Below are 22733 nucleotides of genomic sequence, written 5' to 3'. Positions count from 1 at the left end.
TATGCATAGGTAGACTTCTATACATAGTTCTTTCGGGAAACTCAAGCTTTCTAACACATACATAGTTGCAGGCAGCTAGTCGTCGTGACTTATACTCGTTCAGCAGCAGCCAATATTAAAAGTAAAATTCGCGATTGCGCTGTGCGCACCAGCAGAGCCGATCGCCTGAGACAATGACCTAAAAAATAACTATCACAAGACTATATCCTAACGGGTTGAAATATAACACATATGTTATAGCGATCGCGGCAAAATCAGCATAAAGCGATCGCCCGAAAAAACCGAATAGTTCGACTCAAGACTGAGTAATTCTTGTACGCTCAAGTCGAACAGGGGGAGATTTGTATTGACAATCTTTTTCTCAGTTATTTGGTTCTCTCTAACGCTCCCAGGGTGGAATCGGCTGAAACTGTTCGATTAGAAATTTAATCATTACGCGAACTCTTGGTGCAATAATCTGGCGACTTGGATAAAGTAGCCAGATAGACGCTTCTGTGACGAGTGGAAATTCTGGCAGCACTTCAACAAGAAGCCCAGACTTTAGACTTTCGCTAGCATTCCAAACGGACTTCATGCCAATACCCATTCCCTGCTCGAGCATTTTTCGCATTGCCTCACCATCGTTGAGGGTGTTCGAGAACGAAATGCTAATGATTTGTCCGTCTTCAAATTTCCATCTTGTTTCTCCGAGTGTGACGCATCGATGTGCTGCGAGGTCGCCTGGTGTAGTAGGAATACCATATTGTTCGAGATAGGCGGGAGAAGCCACAAGCAGCCGTCTGTCAGCAGCTAGTTTACGTACAATTAATCTACTATCTGCTAAGCTTGCATTTCGGATAATTAGGTCATAAGCGCCTTCGATGACATCAAGGACTTCATCAGATAGTCGCAAGTCAAGCTTAACTTGTGGATAGCGAGATTGAAATTTGTCCAGAAGAGGAATGATATACATCCGTCCGAAGGAGCCAGGCATTGTCATTCGGAGTATTCCCTGTACCAATTCCTCCTGCCCTCTCACTGCATTTAGCCCAGTCTCCAATGTCTCTAAGGTTTGTTGAGCGAAGGGCAAAAATAGCTCTCCATCAGTCGTCAGTGAAACTGCTCTGGTTGTTCTGTTGAATAAGCGAAATCCTACAATTTCTTCGAGTTTAACTAAGCGAGCGCTCGCACTTGCAGGCGAAAGTGAAAGGTCATGTGCTGCTGCCGTGACACCACCCAGTTCGGCAATTCTGATGAATAAGCGGAGTGATAGAATATCCATTTATCAAAAATATCCGAATTATCATTTCGTTTCAAGCCCATTTATCTTTTCAATCCGAATGATTAAGATACAATTATCGCTTCCACAAATTGAAAGGAGACAGCATCATGAAAGCAATGCTTGTAAAAGCGTACGGTGAAAATGCGGAGTTTGAACCTGCGGAAATCGAAAAACCTCAAGTCAAAGCGGGTCATGTCCTGGTGAAGATCGCAGCGTCGAGCGTAAACACGGTCGATACGATGATTCGGAAGATGGGCAAGGAGTTACCCCTCTCGCCCGATACGCCAGCGATTCTGGGTATGGACTTCGCTGGGACGGTCGAGGCTGTTGGCGAGGGTGTCTCAACCTATTCAATTGGCGACGAAGTTTACGGCTGTGCGGGTGGATTAGCAGACTTACCAGGCACGTTGGCTGACAACATAGTGGCGGATGCCAACCTGATTGCCCATAAACCAAAAACCTTGTCGATGCTTGAAGCTGCTGCCTTACCGTTGGTTGCTATTACTGCTTACGAAGGTCTAACTCGTGCGGGTATCAAGCAAGGGCAGAAAGTTCTCGTACATGGAGGTTCTGGTGGCGTTGGCCATGTTGCTTTGCAACTAGCAAAACACTTTGGTGCCGATGTCTATTCTACGGGGGGTGGTGATAAACAGTTAGCCCTAATCGAACAACTGGGTGCAACTGGCATCAACTACAAAACAGAATCGGTTGAAGAGTATGTTTCCAAACACACGGGTGGGACTGGTTTTGATTTAGTTTTCGATTCTGTTGGCGGTGCAAACATGGTTAATTCATTTGAAGCAGCAGCACTTAATGGTCAAGTTGCATCAACCGTTTCGATGTGTGAGCTGGATTTGACCTTAGCTCACTTCAAAGGGTTGTCATTGCATGTCGTGTTTATGCTCATTCCGATGCTGCACAACTTCAAACGAGAACAACACGGGTCAATTCTGCGGAGCATAGCTCAGATTGTCGAGTCAGACGGATTAAAGCCCGTACTTGATGAGGAGTATTATTCGCTGGAACAAGCTGGACAGGCACATGCTCGTTTAGAAAGTGGACAAGCGATGGGCAAGGTCGTTATTAAAAACTAAGATGATTGAGATATCAACTTAAATGAAAGATTTTGAACCGATAAACAGAGGGTATAACAGCGTTTTTCAACCCAACCAGTTGAGTGTGGGAATTGTAGTTCCGATTGAAAATTACGCTCAAAGTCCCGTGCCAACTATGAAGCATCATTTAGCCAGAGTGCAGTTAATCGAGCGACTGGGGTTCAAAGCATTATGGCTGAGAGATGTTCCCTTTAACGTACCGACCTTTGGAGATGCTGGACAAACCTTCGATCCTTTTACCTATCTTGGTTATTTAGCTGGTCAGACAACAGATATTGCTCTAGGAGTCGCCAGTATTGCTTTACCCTTACATCATCCCGTTCATGTGGCAAAATCTGCTGCCACAGTAGATCGATTGTCCGAGGGAAGATTAATTCTAGGGGTGGCATCGGGCGACAGGTACGAGGAGTATCCCGCAATGGGAATAGATTATGAAAATCGAGGAGAACTATTTCGGGAAGCATTTGCCTATATCCGTAAAGCCCAGGAGAGTTTTCCTATTTTGGAATCCAACTACTATGGAAATTCCCCAGGACATATTGATGTACTGCCGAAAGCTACTGCCCACAAAATTCCCTTATTAGTTACTGGAAGTAGTCGGCAAACCTTGGAATGGAATGCCGAAAACGCAGACGGCTGGATGTCTTATCCTAGAGAACTATATCTACAGCAAAACACCATAGCCCAGTGGCGCGATCTGGTGGCAAAAACCCAAACTTACAATAAGCCATTTATGCAACCGTTGTATGTAGACATCCAAACAGACGATGACTTTAAACCCCAAACAATTCACCTAGGTTTGAGGATTGGAGTTAATTATCTAACTGATTATTTGCACCGTATAGAAGACATTGGGGTTAATCATGTGGCGTTAAATCTTCGCTTTAATTCAAGGGATATGGATCGCACGTTAGAACATCTTGCTGAAAAAGTATTACCCCATTTTCATAAAAACCCAATACAGCAAAAAGTATCATGAACATATTAATTACTGGCAGTACCGACGGAATAGGAAAGCTGGTCGGAATAAAACTAGCCGAACAAGGGCATGAAGTTTATTTACATGGCAGAAATAGAGAAAAGCTGAATAAAGTAGTCTCAGAAATCAAAGAAGAAACAAAAAATGAAAATATCAAAGGGTTTGTGGCAGATTTTTCGGATTTAGATGCTGTCAAACAGATGACTCAAGAAATTAAGCAAGACCTATCAAAACTTGATGTACTGATTAATAATGCAGGAGTTTATAACAGCAGTAAAAGTCAAAATAAGGATGGCTTAGATATGCGCTTTGCAGTCAATTACCTAGCCCCTTTTTTACTGATCCATGAGTTAATTTATCTCCTCAAAAAAGCAGAAAAACCTCGCATTATTAATCTGAGTTCGGCTGCTCAATCTCCGATAAACTATGAAGTCTTAACTGGTCATGAGGAGCGTTCTGAAGGTGAAACCTATGCCCAGAGTAAATTGGCTTTGACCATGTGGAGTTTCTATTTAGCTAAAACAGAACCTTCTATAAATGTAATCGCTGTAAACCCAGGTTCGTTGCTCAATACAAAAATGGTTAATGACGCTTTCGGAAAACATTGGTCGTCCGCCGATAAAGGAGCAAATATTCTCTACGAATTGTCAGTTTCAGAAGATTATCAAGATGTTAGTGGAAAGTATTTTGATAACGACCGCGGAACTTTTGCCGAAGCACATCCCGATGCCTATAACGAAACTAAAATCAATAAACTTATTACTACAACGGCTAAAATTCTAGCTGATTGAGCATTCTGTTTCTAGGTTGACTCTTTATCCTTTTTTTTTAAAGCGTCTGAGTTTTGAGGTAGTTTACGTTTACTCTTTTGTTCACATTTTATAGAATTCGCTCTTTCTCAGGTTTTGGCGAATTAATTCTGAAGTTCCCATAACTCCGTTTGCAGGAAAGTATTTTAATTACCAATAATCAGCATTAGGAAAAATTAAATCCTATACCCTACTTAAAGTTAATCCAGAAGATTATTCAAGTACCTTAGTACCAAACAATTGCTACAATCAAATATTACTTTTCTCTGGAATATCAGATGTTATCTAACTCCGAAGAACAGATATTGCCCACCCAATTTCTGGCGAAGGATAAAACGCTAAACCAAGAGCAGTGGTTAAAAACTCAACTTAAGATATTGCGCAATAGTTTACGAACTGGGCAACAGAGTTTGGCAGATTGGCAAGGAGGAGAGATGGCTGTTTCGGCTGTACCTGGGGCAGGAAAGTCTCATAGTCTATCAGTAGCGGCAGCGATCGCTATAGCCAGAAATCAATTACATAGTCGTAGACAGCTAGTAGTTGTCACCTATACTCGTTCAGCAGCAGCCAATATTAAAAGTAAAATTCGCGATCGCCTCAAAGATCTATTGTTGCCTCCAGGTGGTTTTGTGGTTCATACACTCCATGGTTTAGCGCTCAATATTGCTAACTCCAGAAAAGAACTGTCGGGACTCAATTTAGATAATGTCACTATTGTGGTTCCTAATACAGGACACCGCATTATCCGTGGGGCAGTGGAAAGATGGATTGCCGCTCATCCAATTCAATATCAAAGACTACTTGAAGGGGTACAGTTTGATGGCGAAGAAACCGAGAGATTGCGTCGTCAATCTGTGCTGCGAACTGAGGTATTGCCAGGGTTAACTCATACTGTGGTACGAGAAGCAAAAAGTTCGGGGCTATTACCAGAACAGTTAGAAGAATTAAGCCACAATGCTACAGACGAGTATGGGATTTTAAACATCGCCGCCGGGCTTTATACCGAATATCAACAGTTAATGCGATCGCAAGATTTTATTGATTATGATGATCTAATTTTGGCTGCTTTAAAAGTTCTCGAATATCCGCCAATGCGATTATTGTGGCAGAACCAAGTTTATGGAGTATTTGAAGACGAAGCCCAAGATTCTAGCCCACTACAAGAAAAATTGATCGCCATTTTGGCTGGTCATGCCATGCGAACAAATTCGCCTCCCAATTTAGTGCGAGTTGGGGATCCTAATCAGGCAATTAACTCTACTTTTACCCCTGCCGATCCAATCTACTTTAACTGGTTTTGTGAAACCTGCAAACAGCAGCAAAAACTAGCAACCATGAACCAAGCAGGACGCAGCAGTAAAATTATTATCGATGCTGCTAATTTTGTGGTGCAGTGGGTTAATCAAAGGGAGAATAAAGACAAGCCTCATAAACTAGAGGAAACTATTTTACCTTTTCGTCAGCAAAATATTGTATCTGTAGATCCTGAAGACCCCCAACCAGATGCCAATCCGCAGCCAGAAGGCAGTGGAGTAGTAATCTGTAACCCTGATGATATTTATCAGACAGTAGAATTAATTGGCAAACAGGCGATCGCTTTGCTCCAAGCTCATCCTGAGAGAAATGCAGCTATCTTAGTTCGGGAAAATCGTCAGGGACGTTTTTTGGCAGAAGAATTAGCTTACCTAACCAGAGAACATCAAATAAATATCTATGAAGTAGGAGAAAACGAAAGATTTTCTCAGATCCCAGCCGAAATTTTTAAATTACTTCAGTTTCTTGACCGCCCCCATTCCCCAGACAATCTCAAAGCTGCCCTAGAAGTCCTTCAACAGAGAAGCTTAATTCCCACCCAAGATCTTAATGCTTTGGCTACTTCACCCGAACAGTTTCTCTATCCTACTCCTCTCCATCCCGAACATAAACCTCAAGTAATAGAAGCCCGTCGCTATTGTTGTAATTTACTTCGCGCTCGTATGGAGTTGCCTCACTATCAATTGATTCCCTTTTTGGGAATGACATTAAAATATACGGGGTCAGAGTTAGCTACAGTGCAAAAGCTTTCTGAAAAAGTTAATCAGCAAATTACCAGACAAAGTTCTCTCAAAACGACAATCCAAGCTCTAGAAGAGATAGTCACTGCCGAAAATTTTGAGGGTGTAGAAGAAGATCATGGCGATCGCTATACCCGTGCAGGGCAACTAACTATTATTACCATGCACAAAGCTAAAGGACTAGATTGGGACTATGTATTCATTCCCTTTCTCCACCAAGATATTTTGCCAGGTCAACCCTGGATACCTAATTCTAGTAAGTTCTTAGGGAGCTTTACTCTTTCAGAAGTAGCTCGCGCTCAGATTCGAGCTGTGGTACACCATCAATATTTAGCGCCAGAGGAACCGCTGGTCATTCGACAACCAATGACAGCCTGGCAAAATGCTGTAAAACTCAAGCAAGCAGAAGAATATCGTCTGTTATATGTAGCGATGACCAGAGCTAAACGTCTTCTATGGATGTCAGCGGAGCAATTGGGTCCTTTTCGTTGGAGTGTCTTTCGAGCAGATAAACCCAACAGCCTTCAGCAAAAGAAACCTTGTCCCGTATTACCTGCATTAGTTCGTTATTTGAGAACATTATCTTAGAAGCTGTTTTATGGCTACAGCTCACAAATTTTTGTTTATCTTCAGTGTTATTTACCAAGGAAGTACTACTGCACCACCAAATTTGCGCATTTCCGCAAAAAATCCACCTTGCGAGGCTCCATCGAGTAGCGTAGCTAAATAAATTGCTGTTTCTGCGCCCTCATCAGTCGTATAAGGTGCATCTTCTCCCCCAATATCAGTTTTCATCCAGCCAGGAGAGTAGTTATTAACCAGAATATTAGTATCTTTTAGTTCTTTGGCTAGCATAGTCGTCATGGCATTCAAACCCACCTTCGACATTCGATAAGCTGGTGCGGGGGGATAAAAATCTTGAGGAATTTGTTGCAGAGAAGCCATTTCGGTAGAGACATTAACGATTCTGCCGTAACCTCGCTGTTTCATCAGAGGAATTACCGCCTGACACATTCTTAATGCACCGATCGCATTAGTATTAAAAGTATCGAGCATGGTTTCGGCTTTGGCAGTTAAAATACTCGCTTCTTCTGCTACTTGAGAAGGATTCACCCCTGCATTGTTAACTAGAATATCAACGCGACCATAAGCAGAAGTTACCCAATCCATAAAATCATTCACGCTATTAGGATCGGTAACATCTAATTGATGACAGTCTACTTCGATACCTTCTGCTTTTAGCCTTTGTTCCGTTGCTTGGCAATCTGCTTCTTTACGAGACGTGATAATTACCCAGATATCATCTTGTTGAGCTAATTTACAGGCGATCGCTAGTCCCAGTCCTTTATGGCTGCCCGTAATTACCGCTACTTTTCTACTTGTCGTCATAATTGTACTGTTTGACCTGGTGTGTATAAATTTTTGTTGGTTACTCTTCAATCATGTCCGTAGGATTCCAAAAACCAACTAAGTTAGTAATCTTTCCTAATTCATTGGAGAGATGAGGCTTATCTGCCACCTAAATGCTGCTTTTCAGCTTCAGGTAAAGTTTCAACAGAGATAGTTGTATAAGAACCAAGTTTTTGACCAATGATTAGATAACGAATAAAGTCTCCTAATCCTTCCAGAAGTCGAGCAAAACGTAACTCACCACAATCAACCGGGGCAAAACCAATATCTGCTGCCAAACTCATCACAGTTTTTCTCGCATCTTCGTCATCGCCTGCTACGAATACCGAAACGTTATATTCTTTGAGTGGTTGTGGTGCTAGTTCAAAAACTTCTTGCGCCATTGTGTTAAATGCTTTTACTATTCGCGCCTGGGGAACTTCAGAAGCTAATTTCTCTGCCAAAGAATACTCGATCGCTGGATAAGCAAAGTTTTCGGGTATTTCATAGTTATTACAATCAATCATAATTTTGCCATCTAGAACATTAATCGAAGTCAGTACCTCTGAAGGATTAACACCACGAATTGTATATAATAGGACATCTCCAAAAGCTGCTGCTTCATCGTTTGTGCCGCCTTGGGTATTGTTTCCCGCAGATTCTGCTACTGCTTGACCTTTTTCTGTTGTACGCGAGCCAAAAAATATTTCATGTTTTTGCTCCGCCCAAAGAATACCTAAAGAGCGTCCCATATTACCACTACCGATAATGCCAATTTTCATATTTATGCTCCCGTGTTGTTGGACAAATAATTTAAACGTATTAATTCTTTGGTGTTTTGGCTGCTTCTTCCCGCATGGCATTATCTGGTAAATAAGCACCATTAATAGACATCTGTTGATAAATTCGATGTTGTAAATACCAACGAGCTTCTTTTTTTATCCAGCGATCGCAGACAACCCCGTGACCGATAGTTCGAGGCAGTAATGAATCTAGCTTTTCACCAGGAGATTCATTGCGAGATTGAGCAGGAAAAAGTTGCAGCACTAAAATGTAGCTAACCGACTCCGCGGTATCTTGACTAATCCTGCGAGTAATTGAATTCAAACAATTATGTCGTATACCATCAAAACCAGCAGGAGAATTTTTAAACCATTCGATAAAGCTACTAGCACTCTCATGTTTGCCAAATAAAGGATGCTCGTTAATATAGTCATCGACTAAGATTTGCTTTAGTGCCTCGTAATCTCGACTGTCTTCACATAAATAGACACGGTGGAGTAACTCTGTAATTTGAACGCGATCGCTAGTTGAAAGTTGTTGCTCTAGTGTAGTTTCTGGATTGCAGAATCCTGTGGGTAACTCTGTAACATCATGAAATGGCATATTTTTTTACCTCTGAAAGTCTGTCATCCAAGAAAATTCAATTTTTAAATCGCCGTAAAGCCACCATCTACATTAATTCCGTGACCCAAGACAAAAGAAGCCTCATCAGAACAAAGCCAAACAACGGCATTAGCAATTTCATGAGGTTTACCTAATCTACCGATAGGATGCAAGGACTTCATATAGTCGATAGTCGCACTATCACCCTCTGCAAGACCATCGAGCAGTGGAGTTTCTATCGCCCCAGGACAAACCGCATTAACGCGAATTCCTTGTTGAGCGTATTCTAAAGCAGCAGTTTTAGTTAAACCTAGTACAGCGTGTTTAGAAGCTGTATAGGGTGCATGACCAGGATATCCAATTACTCCGGCGATGGAAGAAGTATTAACAATTGCTCCTCCTCCGTTAGCCAACATCTGCTCAATTTCGCATTTCATTGAGTACCAGACCCCTTTAAGATTCACATTTATCACCAGATCGAACGTGGCTTCTGTTTGCTCTGGAGTCATAGCTTGAGGGTCTTCTACTCCTGCGTTATTAAAGGCAGCATCTAAGCCACCATAAGTATCTACCGTATATTGAACTAAATTTTGGACATCTTTTAAGTTGCTAACATCAGTTCGATAGAAACTGGCTTTTCCTCCTGCTTGTTGAATTAAATCTACCGTTTCTTGTCCCGCTTTTTCCTTTCGATTACCAATAACTACCGATGCTCCCTCGGCAGCAAATTTTAGTGCAGTAGCGCGACCAATACCTGAACCGCCCCCAGTAACTAGAGCAACTTTACCTTCAAATCGATTCATAAATTAATCCTGTTTTCTTAGGTTGAGATAGATTCAGAGAATTTGCTATTCAATACTCTTCAAATAGGTCATAAATTCTCTTAGAAAATCGGTGTGGGAGTTAGATGTTAGGGAGGAATTAATTTTTCTGATCTCCTAACCCCTAAAACCTCTTCCCTGTATTAATAGATAAATATTGTTAATCGAACATTTTCAATCTTATAAACCACGATAAATTGCGATTTTCAAGCTGTATCTGTAGATTAGTAAAACTGACTATATTAGTCAAACAAATATCATAGATAATATATATCGATGCCATCGATTCCAGATTCTTTCCCCGTGAATATCGACTACACTAATCTTCGCCAACTAGATTTAAATTTGTTAGTCGCTCTTGATGTATTGATCGCAGAAGCCAGTGTCACCAAAGCTGCTGAAAGGCTTAATATGAGCCAATCAGCAATGAGTTATTCTTTGAAAAGATTGCGAGCTATTTTGAATGACGATATTTTGATTCGCACCGCCAGGGAAATGGAGGTTACACCCTATGCACGGCAAATAAGCGATCGCGTTAGACAAATTTTGGTAGAAATTCAATCGACTTTATTAGACAAGGAAACTTTTGACCCTTTAACGACCAACGAAACTTTTAAAATTGCTGTCAGTGACTATGTTGAAGCGACAATCGGCATTAATTTACTACAACAAGTAGCCAATCAAACCTCGGCTATCCGGATTCGGATCAACAATCTAGACAAAGAAACTGTTATGGATGCCTTGGATGAAAATCGTATCGATATAGCAATTAATCCTAAATTGCCCCTAAAAAGTTGGCACGTCCAAGAAAATTTATATCGAGAAGAGTTGGTTTGTGTTTTCCGTGGTGATGATTCTGTCAGTGAAATAACTCTTGCTGATTACCTAGAGCGATCGCATATCTTAGTATCTTTGCGAGATGATTTTCAAGGCTATTACGATCAAATATTACAGAGTCAACAGCAATCTAGACAGGTGGTTTGGTCTACTCCTCACTTTATGGCAGTTCCCTTTTTGCTAGCTAATTCCGACTGTATGGCGTTACTTCCCAATCGGATGGCTCAACAATGCGCTAAAGCAATGAACCTGAAGATATTACCACCACCAATTCCCATTGAAGGATTTACTGTATCGATGGTTTGGCATCAGCGCAATACTAATAATCCCGCACATCAGTGGTTGCGACAGCAGATAATTGAAGCAGTTAGAGAGATTTAGCTTTCCGTGCGGGAAGTCCCACGTCTGTATTCCCAACGGGGCGTTTAAAGTGCTGAAATAAATTAAGCACGTAGCCCCTCAAGAATGTAGAAATCAGCGTAGGAGGATTTCATACGAAATCCGATTGTCAAAACTAGCGCGTTCCTTCGATGAGGAAACCTCATCAGGGTCGCTCATCAAAATCAACTTTAAATTTTAAGGATAAAATCAACTTGAACCCTCCTGCCTCCTGACTCTTCGAGCCAAAAGAAAGCCTCGAAAGGCACGCGCAGTAGCAGACGTAGATGTCGGCAACTGTTGAAACTGCTGTCGGGGAAAGAGCGAAGGTTTCAGCGTCATATCAACCATGTCATCAGCAAGACAGTAGTAGCTGATGCACTTCAAGCTAACAGCATCATTGCACTTGAAGATCTTACTGGCATTAGAGAAGATACTAATCAACAACCAAGAACTAAGACTGAAAGACGACGCTCTAACTCGTGGGCATTTTTTCAACTTCGACAATTTATCGAGTACAAAGGAATTACTCAAGGAGTTGAAACTTATATTGTTCCACCAGCCTACAGTAGTAAAAGTTGTCATAAATGCCTACACCTTGGTTTAAGAAGTGGAAAGAAATTCAAATGCGCTAATAGTGCGTGTAAATGGTCGGGAGATGCCGATCAAAATGCTAGTCGAGTTCTAGCAATTATTGGAGGGGTTGTAAGCCTCCTTCGAGGTTCGGATTCTTTGTCTTGTACATGGGATTCAGGGCTACTGAAACATTCCACTGACGGCGGAGTGCGAAAGCCCCGTCACTTCAGTGCGGGGTGAGCTTACGGAATAGACATTCTGGCTGATTTGATCCGTAGTATTGAGCAAAAATTGTACCGGGTCTTGATCCAGACTCGGCACAAATCAGAAACTAAATTGTTGAAGCTGAGGCGTGAATCAAAAGCCTCAGCTTCAAACTTTCCATAGTCTATATTGAGACTAGATATGGAGAGTATGGCCTAAACCACTACGTCTTGTGCGGCAATGAAAACATTCTCCTCAAGAGCACCTCTTTCCAAATCAGTATTAAAAGAGATAATGTCGCCTAAATTATGCTGATAGCTAATACCGAAGTGTTCCTCAATCGCTGCCAAATCTTCTAGTTCTGAACCGTTAAGGTGGAAGAATCGGTCGCCATCACGAAGAGCTGTAAACTGGTCGGCCCAGATTGCCCTTTGTAGTTCGCCAAATTCCGAGCCATCCACATGCTTCTCTAAAAGCATACCAGTAAAACCATCAACCAGATCTAAAGCTTGGAGTTCTGTTTCATCTCCGGGAATAAATTCGCGATAAATAGCTTCTACCATAGCTGCCTTAGTTGTTCTGCGGATAGCAGTAACCCCTTCAACTTCTCCGTTAGGAGTAGCTAGTATCTCTGCAATCTGTTGAGGATCGGCGACGACATTTCCGTCTCGATCTAAAACCGCCAGAAAATCGATCATCGCCGGGTCGTTAAGATCTACATCTTCCCAGTTATCGATTAGATGTTCACCATCTATTTCAATTGGGTTTCCATTTAGGTCGAAGCCGTTTAACTCCGTGTCATCTAAGAACTGTTTGATCTCGGCAACATTTTCTCCAGTCATCTCAGTAAAGGAAGTAACTCGCTCCAGCCCATAATCTTCCCGCAGGTCATTATAGAAAGGCATACCATGGTCCCGTCCCCGTTGAATGTCGATGGAGCCTATATCTACCACCCCATCAAACAGATTGACAATTGGGGGACCATCAGTAAATGCTGGATTTTCCTCGAATACTGGAAGTTGAAAGAGAATACTACGTAACTGGTTATCTATTTGTTCGTCATTGTTGTAATTAATTTCTACAAGTCCTTCAAAAGCAGGACCTAAACCAACTTTGGAGATTACACTTGGATTACCAGATTGAGTATTTACTGGTATCTCAATCACTCCCACGTCAAGATCGCCATCTGCCAAAGCTCCCTGTGCTTCCAACATGTCTTTGTCAGCGTCGCTTAGTAATCTGGTGGGGAAATCAAAGTCTCCATGAACCATACTATGGGCACGATAGCCGACAGTGGCAAACTCATTTTGCAGACTGGCATCGACAGTATCGTCATAGCCCTGATAACCATCTAGTTCCACTCCTACTGTAGGTAAGAACTCATTGTAAGTAATGTGCTGCTGGGTTGCAATCACGACCTTACGAGCGATATCGAATTTAGTTTGTTCCTCAAGAACACTTGGCAGAAGACTCACAATGCGATTGTGTTCCCGGGCAAAGAGGGTATGAAGTGAGGTCAAAGCACTATTTTCATTAGCTCGGACATCACCAGCGAAAGCAGCAGCGCCGGGGTCTCCTTGCAAGCGTGACATAAAGGCCATTAGTGGCACTGCACTTAAATCACCACCTGCATATTTATCTGCCAGAAACTGGCGGGTAGGTAAATGGTTATTATCTAATTCCAAGTAAGCGCTATTGTTGTCCGGATTTCCATCTTTGGCTCCTTCCCGCAACCAATCTAATCTGGACTCTTCTCCACCATAAACATTCCAGGAATCGAGATAAGAACTAACCGTATTAATTTGCTCTCTTTGATTGTTGGCATTGGCATCATTATCAACAGAACGGTTAAAAAGAATATGTCCCACTTCATTAGTGAATTCTTCTAAGGGATCATCGCCGTTCCAAGTAATATTTGCTTCTTCTCCTCCTCCTTGTGCTAAACCGAAGGTATGGTCTAAAAACTGTCCCCAACCAAAAACCAAATGGGTCAGTCTGTTTTCCGAAAATAAATTAATATGAAGGTCGTTAAAGACGCGATTGCTAACTTCTCTTGGCTCTGGCCCAGAGACCATTTCACCAAGGCCATCAGCATAATTGGCATCACCCTTTCTGAGGTATATCTCACCAGCTTTACCTTGGATTGGATTTGCTAAGTTATTGCCACTACCGTCTAGACTTTGAATTTCGAAGTCTAAGGCAGGAGCTTTTTCAAAAACAAAATCATGGATATTGATCTTGACACCTTGGAGTTGAGCTAAATCTTCTCCCGTTGAACGGTTGCGAATGAGAGTATTATTGCCTTGGCTTGATATATCAAGATTACCGAACTTTAGTCCACCACCAAGCTGAAGTTTATCCTCTCCATTTATGAAGTCTTTGATAATATTAACTCCACTACCTGGAGTCAGAACAAAGGTATCATTACCTCGACCACCGAAGATATGATCCTGGCCTTGGCCTCCATCGAGGGTATCGTTGCCCTGACCACCGAAGATACTATCGTTGCCATGACCACCCTTGAGATAGTCATTGCCAATTTCACCATCTAGAGTGTCGGCACCACTACCTCCTTCAACATAGTCATCTCCCGCACCGCTTTTGACAAAATCATTACCATCTCTACCAAAGATGCGGTCATTACCCATACCACCAAAGATACGGTCATTACCCGATTCACCATCGAGGGTATCGTCACCATTTCCTCCCTTGACCTCGTCATGGCCAGCTCCAGCTTTGAGTTGGTCATGGCCATTTTCACCATCGAGGGTATCATCACCAAGACCACCTTCAATATAGTCATCCCCCGCACCGCTTTTGACAAAATCATTACCATCTCTACCGAGTATGCGGTCATTACCTATACCACCAAAGATGCGATCGTCTCCAGATTCACCATCGAGGGTATCGTCACCATCTCCACCTTTGACAAGATCATTACCTCGACCACCGAAGATGTGATCCTGACCTTGCCCTCCATCGAGAGTGTCGTCGCCTTGACCACCGAAGATACTATCGTCACCATCTCCACCCTTGACCTCGTCATGACCAATTTCACCGTCTAGAGTGTCAGCACCACTGCCTCCTTCAACATAGTCATCTCCCGCACCGCTTTTGACAAAATCATCACCATCTCTACCAAGGATGCGGTCATTACCCATACCACCAAAGATGCGATCATTTCCAGATTCACCATCGAGGGTATCGTCACCATTTCCTCCCTTGACCTCGTCATGGCCAGCTCCAGCCTTAAGTTGGTCATGGCCATTTTCACCATTGAGGGTATCATCACCCAGACCGCCTTCGATATAGTCATTACCCCTACCACCGAAGATGCGGTCATTACCTAGATCACCGAGGATGCGGTCATTACCTATACCACCGAAGATACGGTCATTACCTCGACCACCATTAAGGGTATCGTCACCATCTCCACCAACTAAGGTATCATCCTCTCCATCTCCAGAAAGTGAATCATTTCCAGCGCCACCATCGAGAGTGTCTTTCCCAGGACCACCTTCTATTGTGTCATTGCCCTCAAATCCTTGGAGCAAATCTCGTCCCAGATCTCCCATTAAAATGTCGTCGCCGATTAGTTCTGACTGTAGGTAAAAAGTTGTAGTGTCATCATTACCTCTAGTTCCAGAAAAGTTAACCATAATGTTTTTTTTCTTGATATAGTTTAAAAATTTATTCGATCAAAAGCAGTTATAAATTATTAGTAATTTATAACTATTAGTTGGTAAGAGATAGATTAAAAAAAAGTATTTTTAGACCTTAAACTGCTTTTGTAAAAGATTTATACATCAAAAGCAAATATTTTGAGCTGATTTTGTTTTGCAGTTTATACCTAATATTGGTAACTAAAAGATATATTGCAAAAGTTATTTCTGATGTCTTATGTAATTAATACTAACTTGAAATACTGAGATGTGGTATAAAATAAGTATGAAGTGTTTATTGGTTTTTTAAACTATTGATAAAGCTGTTTTTGTTTGTAAGGTTTCTATGAAGTATTGAAGTATTTTAAACCTTGATTTTTAAAGAGAAAAAATAATTTAGTTTGGCAATGGCAATCTTGACTGAAAATACAAAAAAAAATATTTGGCTTTATAACCAGTGATTTTTAGAAGAGAATTTAAGGCTAAATTATCAAGAAAATACTAGCCTGACTGATTACCAAAAAGAAAAATAACTTATTGAAAAGGAAAAAATCAAAATATATTACCTTAATAAAAAAAGCAAATAAATAATTAAATTTGCTGAAATAGTCAATGTGTGAAGGGTTGTTTGACGATTGACGAGCTTAAAGTTTTGAGATTTTTAAGGCATATATTTACTGAAGAAAAATATAAGGCTCTACCGAAACTGCCGTGGTAATCACTAAATATAGTGTGGTAGTCAAGAAGAGGAATAGTTTGGGAAGATTTTGGCGATCGCTTAAAGTGGAGAACAGGCGATCAAGAATGTTATCGAACTGAAAATGAACGCGCCAGCAAAACTTACGATTAAAGCATTCCAATTAACTAATTATTGAGACAACGAAACTCGAACCTAAATTTTATGGTTGAGTCAAACCAGCGATCGCAATTGTCTGTGATTTTTTACGCTAGTGGCGATCGCAATAAGAATCCTACTCCAAAATTGAGCAAATAAACTATCCCTGCGAGATACATCATTGTTTTCTAAGCCAAATCTAAACCTAAATTTTACCTAGAAATTGTCTAGCATAATTTATAGAACCTTTGTGCTATTTACTGTTTGTATTTTAGAGCAATGATGCCTGATCAAAGTGAGCTTTTGCCGCCCGTAGAAATTTGCCAGCAATTGGTTGATATTGTCGAGATTAAAAGTATTAATCCTCACAATCCAGTACAAGTATTTCACATTCCTCAACCTTGGCAACTAATAGGGACTGGAAACTATGCTGCTGTATTTACCCATGCTGAATACCTAGAGATCGTAATTAAAATTTATGCTCCAGGGCGACCAGGCTGGGCAGAAGAAGTAGAAGTATATCGTCGTCTAGGTTATCATCAGGCTTTTTCTCAATGTTTCTATGCTGAGGAAAATTGGTTAGTATTAAAGCGGTTACATGGCGTGACTCTCTATGATTGTATGCATATAGGTCAAAAAATTCCTAGACAAGTCATTGAAGATATTGACCGAGCTTTAGATTACGCCAAATCCCAAGGTTTGACTCCCCATGACGTTCATGGAAGAAATGTCATGATGTTTGAAAACAAAGGATTAGTTGTTGATATCTCCGATTTTTTGGACTTATCACCTTGCTGGGCTTGGAAAGATTTGAAAACAGCTTACTATTGGCTATATCTACCCTTATTTTCTTGGCATCGATTGTCTATACCTTATTGGTTACTAGATAAAATTCGTAGTAGTTATCGCTTTTATCGCCATAGGTTGTCTGTAAAATAATAGACTATGCAGATGATTCCTCGCTTACCTCTCAGGGACACTCTAGAAACTGATGTTGATCGCTTTCTCCAGGCACTCGAATGTACCGATTTTTCTGGAGAAATTCGCGCCGATTTTGCCAGTCGTTTACTCTCTTCGACTGATAACAGTATCTATCAAATCTTGCCACAGGCTGTCGTTTTTCCGAAAACTGCAGCAGATATAGTAACAATTTTTCAACTGGCTAATCAGCCTGCTTTCCAAAGGCTAACTTTTTCTCCACGTGGTGGTGGTACTGGTACCAATGGACAGTCACTCTCAACGGGGATTATTCTAGACTGCTCTAAATATATGAACCAGATTTTAGAAGTGAATCTGGAAGCTGGTTGGGTTAAGGTGCAACCTGGTGTCGTATTGGATAGCTTAAATAACCACCTCAAACCTTACGGTGTTTTTTTTGCACCGAACCTATCTCCCAGTAGTCGGGCAACTTTAGGGGGAATGATTAACACTGATGCTTGTGGTATAGGATCTCATATTTACGGTCGCACTAGCGATCATATTTTAGAACTCACTTGGGTACTCACCGATGGAACTACGGCTAGTTCCTATCCAGTTTCTGTCAAAGATCTAGCTCAACTAAAAGTACAGGGTGGTCGCATTGGTCAAATCTATCGACAGGTAGATGAGATTGTTACGACCAAAGAATCTCTGATTGAGCAGCAGTTTCCGAAAATGCCCCGATTTCTTACAGGCTATAACCTAGCAAAAGTTTACGATCCAGAAAGACAATTCTTTGACCTTAATCGGATTTTGGCAGGTTCAGAAGGTACTTTGGCAGTGGTAACAGCAGCCAAACTCAAGCTTACTCCTATTCCAAGGTTCAAAAAGCTGCTAGTGATTCATTATGCTTGTTTTGACCATGCCTTAAACGCATCTCAATCTTTGTTAGCTTTTAACCCTGCTGCGATTGAAACCATTGATGAAACCATTCTTGACCTAGCCAAACAAGATGAAATTTACGATCGCGTCAAAGATTTTATTAAAGATGCTCGGGCAATAAACTTGGTAGAGTTTGTCTCTGATGATACGACTCAACTTCAAGCAACTGTTGAACAATTACAACAAGAATTAAATTCTCATTCTGCTCAGCAGGCGATTGGATATTATCAAACTAGCTCGCCAGGAGAAATCGCTTCTCTTTGGAAATTACGCAAACGGGGTGTAGGCTTACTGGGAAATCGTCCAGGACAACGTAAACCCATTGCTTTTATTGAAGATACCGCAGTTCCACCTGCTAACTTACCTGCCTATATTAAAGAATTTAAAGAGCTGCTGAATGAATACCAACTTGACTACGCTATGTTTGGTCATGTAGATGTAGGTTGTCTTCATGTGCGTCCAGCTTTGAACCTACAAGTTCCCCAGGATGAAGCATTGATTCGTACTATCTCAGATCGGATTGTAACTTTGGTACGCAAATATGGTGGGGTTATGTGGGCAGAACATGGTCGAGGATTTCGTAGTGAATATACCGCACTATTTTTTGGTGAAGAACTTTATCAAGACCTACGTAAAATCAAAGCAGCTTTTGATCCTCATAATCGCTTAAACCCTGGCAAAATAGTTACTCCTTTTGATAGTGAGGAACAAGTCGCCACCTTAGAAGCACCCTTGAGGGGGCATTACGATCGCCAAGTACCAACTGCTATACAAACAGATTATGAAGTCGCGTTCAGTTGTAATGGCAATGGGGCTTGTTTCAATGTGAATCCAGACTATGTGATGTGTCCTTCTTACAAAGGTAGCTTAGAACGCATTCATTCCCCCAAGGGTCGTGCTAGCTTGTTACGGGAATGGCTACGTCAACTTGCCCTTAGCCAGGAGCGGGATTTAGATCGACCTGGGAAGGTCCTCGTTAAATTCTGGAATACCCTCACGAAAACCATTGGACAATACGATTACTCCCACGAAGTTTACGATGGTTTACATGGCTGTCTCTCTTGTAAAGCTTGTGCTAACCAATGTCCTATCCATGTCGATATTCCCAGTCTCAAATCCAAATTCTTGCAGCGTTACTACACTCGCTACCTGCGATCGCCAAGAGATTATTTGATGGGTTACATTGAATACCTAACTCAATGGCAGGGAAAGTTTCCGACCATAACTAATCTGGTGATGCAAAATCCTTTTACTCAAAGATTACTACAGAGTGGGTTGGGCATAATCTCTCCTCAACCAGTAAGTGAAGTCACAATGAGAACCGCTCTTCAATCTAGAAACGTACAGTTTAGTAATCTCGAACAATTGGCGAAAGCTGAACCTAGTAACAGCGTATTTTTGCTCCCAGATTTGTTTACCAGTGTTTATGAAACATCATTGATATTGGCTACCTACGATCTATTTACCCAGTTAGGATTGCAAGTTTATGTACTACCACCCTTAGTAAGCGGTAAACCTCTCCATGTACTGGGCTTCTTAGATAAATTTGCAGTAGTAGCCAGGGAAAATATTGCTTATCTCAATACCCTACAGGAGTTTAATATACCCATCGTTGGGATTGAACCCAGTATGGTGCTTACCTATCGTGATGAATATGCTAATTTCGAGGGGGGAGCTGCCCTTAACATTCAACTACTTCAAGAGTTTCTTGGAGACCAAAGTGTTCTTTTGAAGGGACGTGGCTTCGCCAATCGTTTTCCACCCTCGCAGCGTCCAAGTTCCTACACTCTTCTCGGACACTGTAGTGAAAAAGTCCTGGCACCAGCATCTCAACAGCAATGGCAAGAGGTATTTCAATCGGCTGGATTACAGCTTAATATTTTGGAGACTGGTTGTTGTGGTATGGCAGGCATATATGGTTATGAAGCCGAACATCTAGCAACATCAAGAGATATTTATCAGCTGAGTTGGGATCAACATTTGCCAAGTGACCCCAACACTAGAGTGAATTACCTAGCTACAGGCTTTTCTTGCCGCACCCAGGTAAAAAGGTTTGCTGGATGGTTGCCATTACACCCTATACAAGCCTTACAACAAGAGTTAAAGAAAATTTAATTAGTAATTTCAATATCTTTGCCAATCCAGGATATGAAAAATTGCCATTAGTTAAAGATTAAACTATTTTCTTAACGGTATTTAAACAAAAAAATCTAGTCCACATTTGATAGATAATATGTATTTTGGAGGGGTTGGAATTTACTTGGCTATTGTTTACGAATGTTTACGAAAAATTTGCCCAAGGAATCAAAAATTATTTCTGAATTGGGAAAATTGTATCTGCCCCAAAACCCAAAAAAATTGCCGAATTTATAATTATGAGTGTCATCTTATCTTACGTCGGGCTTTTAACTACTGGGATAGTTATTTTTTTTAGTTTTCAAATTAGAGATGAAGTACACTCTCTAGTTGTTAGATTAATCGCTGCTACAATTTTTCTCTTAAGTTTTCTGTTTAGCCCATTATTTATTAAGTTGCTTCTACTGGGAGCTTTTCTCATGGCTACACCATACATTGGTGAACATCTGAGCTCATATTTTTATCGCCAACTTAAGAAATGATTCATCAGAACTAGAAAACTCAAAACTGACTACATATACTACGCCATTGGGGGATGGTAATGATATTGTTACCAGAACTCCAGCAGGAAAAGGTGGCGACCTGGCTGCCTGACACAAATATCTGAAAGTACTGATCTTTGGTGATCTAAGTTTTTACTTGGATATTCAAAATGGGTCATTTAAACTCTTCATTTTAATACTCTACCTTTATTCCTCAACCTGCGAAATGTCCGGTTTTCCGATACCTATTTCTGTATGGAGATCGCCGATTTGATTTGCCTTCGAGTTTAGCGATCCCCCGTATCACAGCAAGTACAATCCAGTAGAGCGTACCTTTGGCTGATTGGAGCACGCTCTACAACTTGCCAAATAAGTTGTAAAAAAAAAGCTTCAAGACTAAAAGGTGCTTGAAGCTTCTCTCAACAAAATTATTTATTAATTAATTCAGCCATCCTTTGAGACGACGTGCAACCTGAGGACGACGTAGCTTACGCATGGCTTTACTTTGAATCTGACGTACTCTTTCACGGGATAAACTAAACATTCCCCCCACTTCTTCTAAAGTATAGGGTTGACTAGTAGATAAACCGTAGCGTAGACAAATTACGTCTTTTTCTCGCTGTGTTAGCACATCGTCTAGAACATCGGTAATTTCCTGACGCATCATAGTTTCATTCATACGCTCTTCAGGAAGTTGCAGATCGCTATCCTCTAGTAAATCAACTAATTCGGTATCTTCTGCCTTACCAACACGATGATTAAGGGAGAGAGATTGACGACGCAACTCTAATAATTGGCGCAACTGGGTAGGAGATGTTTTTAGTTCTTTGGCCAACTCCAGCTCGCTAGGATTACGTTGCAACTTTTGCTTGAGATTGCGCTGGGCTTTTTTTAGCTTATTTAGTTTCTCAACGATATGAATTGGTAAGCGAATAGTGCGAGCATCATTGGCGATCGTGCGCGTAATTGCCTGGCGAATCCACCAATAGGCGTAAGTAGAAAACTTATAACCTTTGTTGGGGTCGAATTTTTCTGTAGCTCTATTTAAACCAATCGCCCCCTCTTGAATCAAATCTAGGAAAGGAACTCCACGATTGAGATAGCGTTTAGCAATAGATACTACTAAGCGCAGATTAGAACGAATCATTTTGCGCTTAGCAACTTTTCCTCGATACAGCAATAATTCTAATTGCCGTTCCGACTCAAGACCCAATGCTGCTGACAAATCAGCCTTAGTTGGTTGCTGCTGCTGCTCCTCGGCTAGTTTTTTTCGGGTTGTCTCAACTTTAAGCAATAATTTGACATCGTTAGCCAAAGTTATTTCTTCCTCCGCAGTTAATAGAGGGTAACGAGCCATTTCTTTAAAAAAAGCGCCAATATTATCTTCTAATGGAATTTTACGGCGACTAACAGCATCAGGATTATTTCGATCTTCCTCAGAGAATTCTGCTTCAACAAGCTTTAAATCTTCGTCTATCTTGTCAGAATCTTCGGTTAGGGAAATATCTAAGCTGTAGTTAATATTTTCGGTCAAATTCACTGTACTCATTGGCTTCGTTCCTGAAATTTTACTAAAAAAGTATTTGGGTTTTGAGAACAACCTAAAGAAGCATTTTGATCATGGGGAAAAATTTATAATCAATTTTGAATGTTGGAATAAACTGGTATTAAATCAACTTATGTAAATGAGAAGAATGATGAATTTATTTTTATGACAGACTAAGGAAATTATATCGTTCTGGGAAAATATTGCATTTTAGTGCCTAACTTCATACTAACGTTCTAGAATACTTAACCTCTCATGGTTCCTAATTTATTGTTGGAAAAATACAGTATTTCTTAATATTACTTTGCGCAAAAATGCCACAAAAACTTGTTAAATTTTGCCTAACTTTTAGATGATGATTGGGTTAATATTAACATTCGCATAATACTTTTACTTTGTCAGA

Annotated in this window: 15 protein-coding genes and 1 pseudogene; 8 read left to right on the top strand and 8 right to left on the bottom strand. The window is 41.0% G+C overall.

Going from position 1 to position 22733, the window contains the following annotated elements; translation table 11 throughout:
- Positions 1–379: 379 nt before the first annotated feature.
- On the bottom strand, positions 380–1261 hold the full coding sequence (locus tag PLEUR7319_RS0126575; RefSeq protein WP_019508269.1) for a LysR family transcriptional regulator: 882 nt from the start codon (positions 1259–1261) through the stop codon (positions 380–382).
- 107 nt (positions 1262–1368) lie between these two features.
- On the opposite strand from PLEUR7319_RS0126575, the gene PLEUR7319_RS0126570 reads away from it, so the two are divergent.
- The 4 genes from PLEUR7319_RS0126570 (at position 1369) to PLEUR7319_RS0126555 (ending at position 6806) form a co-directional block, all read left to right on the top strand.
- Complete coding sequence (locus PLEUR7319_RS0126570) at positions 1369–2355, top strand: zinc-dependent alcohol dehydrogenase family protein (protein WP_019508268.1); 987 nt, start codon at positions 1369–1371, stop codon at positions 2353–2355.
- Positions 2356–2377: 22 nt separating this feature from the next.
- Positions 2378–3355: an LLM class oxidoreductase gene (locus PLEUR7319_RS0126565; RefSeq protein WP_019508267.1), complete on the top strand. Its 978-nt coding sequence runs from the start codon at positions 2378–2380 to the stop codon at positions 3353–3355.
- Positions 3352–4146, top strand: a complete 795-nt coding sequence (locus tag PLEUR7319_RS0126560) for an SDR family NAD(P)-dependent oxidoreductase (protein ID WP_019508266.1) — start codon at positions 3352–3354, stop codon at positions 4144–4146. The genes PLEUR7319_RS0126565 and PLEUR7319_RS0126560 overlap by 4 nt, the downstream gene beginning before the upstream one ends.
- Positions 4147–4484: 338 nt before the next feature.
- Complete coding sequence (locus tag PLEUR7319_RS0126555; protein ID WP_026102802.1) at positions 4485–6806, top strand: ATP-dependent helicase; 2322 nt, start codon at positions 4485–4487, stop codon at positions 6804–6806.
- A 51-nt stretch (positions 6807–6857) separates the two neighbouring features.
- Here PLEUR7319_RS0126555 and PLEUR7319_RS0126550 read toward each other — a convergent pair whose 3' ends face one another.
- The 4 genes from PLEUR7319_RS0126550 to PLEUR7319_RS0126535 all read right to left on the bottom strand — a co-directional run bounded on the left by PLEUR7319_RS0126550 (position 6858) and on the right by PLEUR7319_RS0126535 (position 9796).
- Positions 6858–7607 carry an SDR family oxidoreductase gene (locus tag PLEUR7319_RS0126550; protein ID WP_019508264.1) on the bottom strand — a complete coding sequence of 250 codons (750 nt, stop codon included), beginning with the start codon at positions 7605–7607 and terminating at the stop codon, positions 6858–6860.
- Between the two features lie 119 nt (positions 7608–7726).
- A complete protein-coding gene (locus tag PLEUR7319_RS0126545) occupies positions 7727–8389 on the bottom strand; it encodes an NADPH-dependent F420 reductase (protein ID WP_019508263.1) in 663 nt (220 codons plus the stop codon).
- A 40-nt stretch (positions 8390–8429) separates the two neighbouring features.
- Positions 8430–8993 carry a nuclear transport factor 2 family protein gene (locus tag PLEUR7319_RS0126540; RefSeq protein ID WP_019508262.1) on the bottom strand — a complete coding sequence of 188 codons (564 nt, stop codon included), beginning with the start codon at positions 8991–8993 and terminating at the stop codon, positions 8430–8432.
- A 44-nt stretch (positions 8994–9037) separates the two neighbouring features.
- Positions 9038–9796, bottom strand: coding sequence for an SDR family oxidoreductase (locus PLEUR7319_RS0126535; protein WP_019508261.1), 759 nt, complete (start codon positions 9794–9796; stop codon positions 9038–9040).
- 294 nt (positions 9797–10090) lie between these two features.
- Between PLEUR7319_RS0126535 and PLEUR7319_RS0126530 the strand changes: the two genes are divergently transcribed.
- A complete protein-coding gene (locus tag PLEUR7319_RS0126530; protein ID WP_019508260.1) occupies positions 10091–11032 on the top strand; it encodes a LysR family transcriptional regulator in 942 nt (313 codons plus the stop codon).
- Positions 11033–11266: 234 nt separating this feature from the next.
- Positions 11267–11845: pseudogene (locus tag PLEUR7319_RS36805) on the top strand (RNA-guided endonuclease TnpB family protein); the annotation flags it as partial.
- 179 nt (positions 11846–12024) lie between these two features.
- On the opposite strand, the gene PLEUR7319_RS38575 reads toward PLEUR7319_RS36805, so the two are convergent.
- Both PLEUR7319_RS38575 and PLEUR7319_RS40950 read right to left on the bottom strand, forming a co-directional pair.
- Positions 12025–15468, bottom strand: coding sequence for a peroxidase family protein (locus tag PLEUR7319_RS38575; RefSeq protein WP_019508258.1), 3444 nt, complete (start codon positions 15466–15468; stop codon positions 12025–12027).
- A gap of 677 nt (positions 15469–16145) precedes the next feature.
- The gene (locus PLEUR7319_RS40950) at positions 16146–16331 is read right to left on the bottom strand and encodes a hypothetical protein (RefSeq protein WP_144054387.1); all 186 of its coding nucleotides are present in this window, start codon (positions 16329–16331) and stop codon (positions 16146–16148) included.
- 257 nt (positions 16332–16588) lie between these two features.
- On the opposite strand from PLEUR7319_RS40950, the gene PLEUR7319_RS0126510 reads away from it, so the two are divergent.
- Positions 16589–17245 carry a hypothetical protein gene (locus PLEUR7319_RS0126510; protein WP_019508257.1) on the top strand — a complete coding sequence of 219 codons (657 nt, stop codon included), beginning with the start codon at positions 16589–16591 and terminating at the stop codon, positions 17243–17245.
- A 12-nt stretch (positions 17246–17257) separates the two neighbouring features.
- Positions 17258–20281 carry an FAD-binding and (Fe-S)-binding domain-containing protein gene (locus PLEUR7319_RS0126505; RefSeq protein ID WP_026102800.1) on the top strand — a complete coding sequence of 1008 codons (3024 nt, stop codon included), beginning with the start codon at positions 17258–17260 and terminating at the stop codon, positions 20279–20281.
- Between the two features lie 942 nt (positions 20282–21223).
- Here PLEUR7319_RS0126505 and PLEUR7319_RS0126500 read toward each other — a convergent pair.
- The gene (locus PLEUR7319_RS0126500) at positions 21224–22333 is read right to left on the bottom strand and encodes an RNA polymerase sigma factor, RpoD/SigA family (RefSeq protein WP_019508255.1); all 1110 of its coding nucleotides are present in this window, start codon (positions 22331–22333) and stop codon (positions 21224–21226) included.
- Positions 22334–22733 lie beyond the last annotated feature (400 nt).

Origin of the sequence: Pleurocapsa sp. PCC 7319 (genome assembly GCF_000332195.1) — a bacterium.
In the GTDB taxonomy this organism is placed as follows: Bacteria; Cyanobacteriota; Cyanobacteriia; order Cyanobacteriales; family Xenococcaceae; genus Waterburya.
This window is presented reverse-complemented; position numbering and strand designations above follow the sequence as displayed.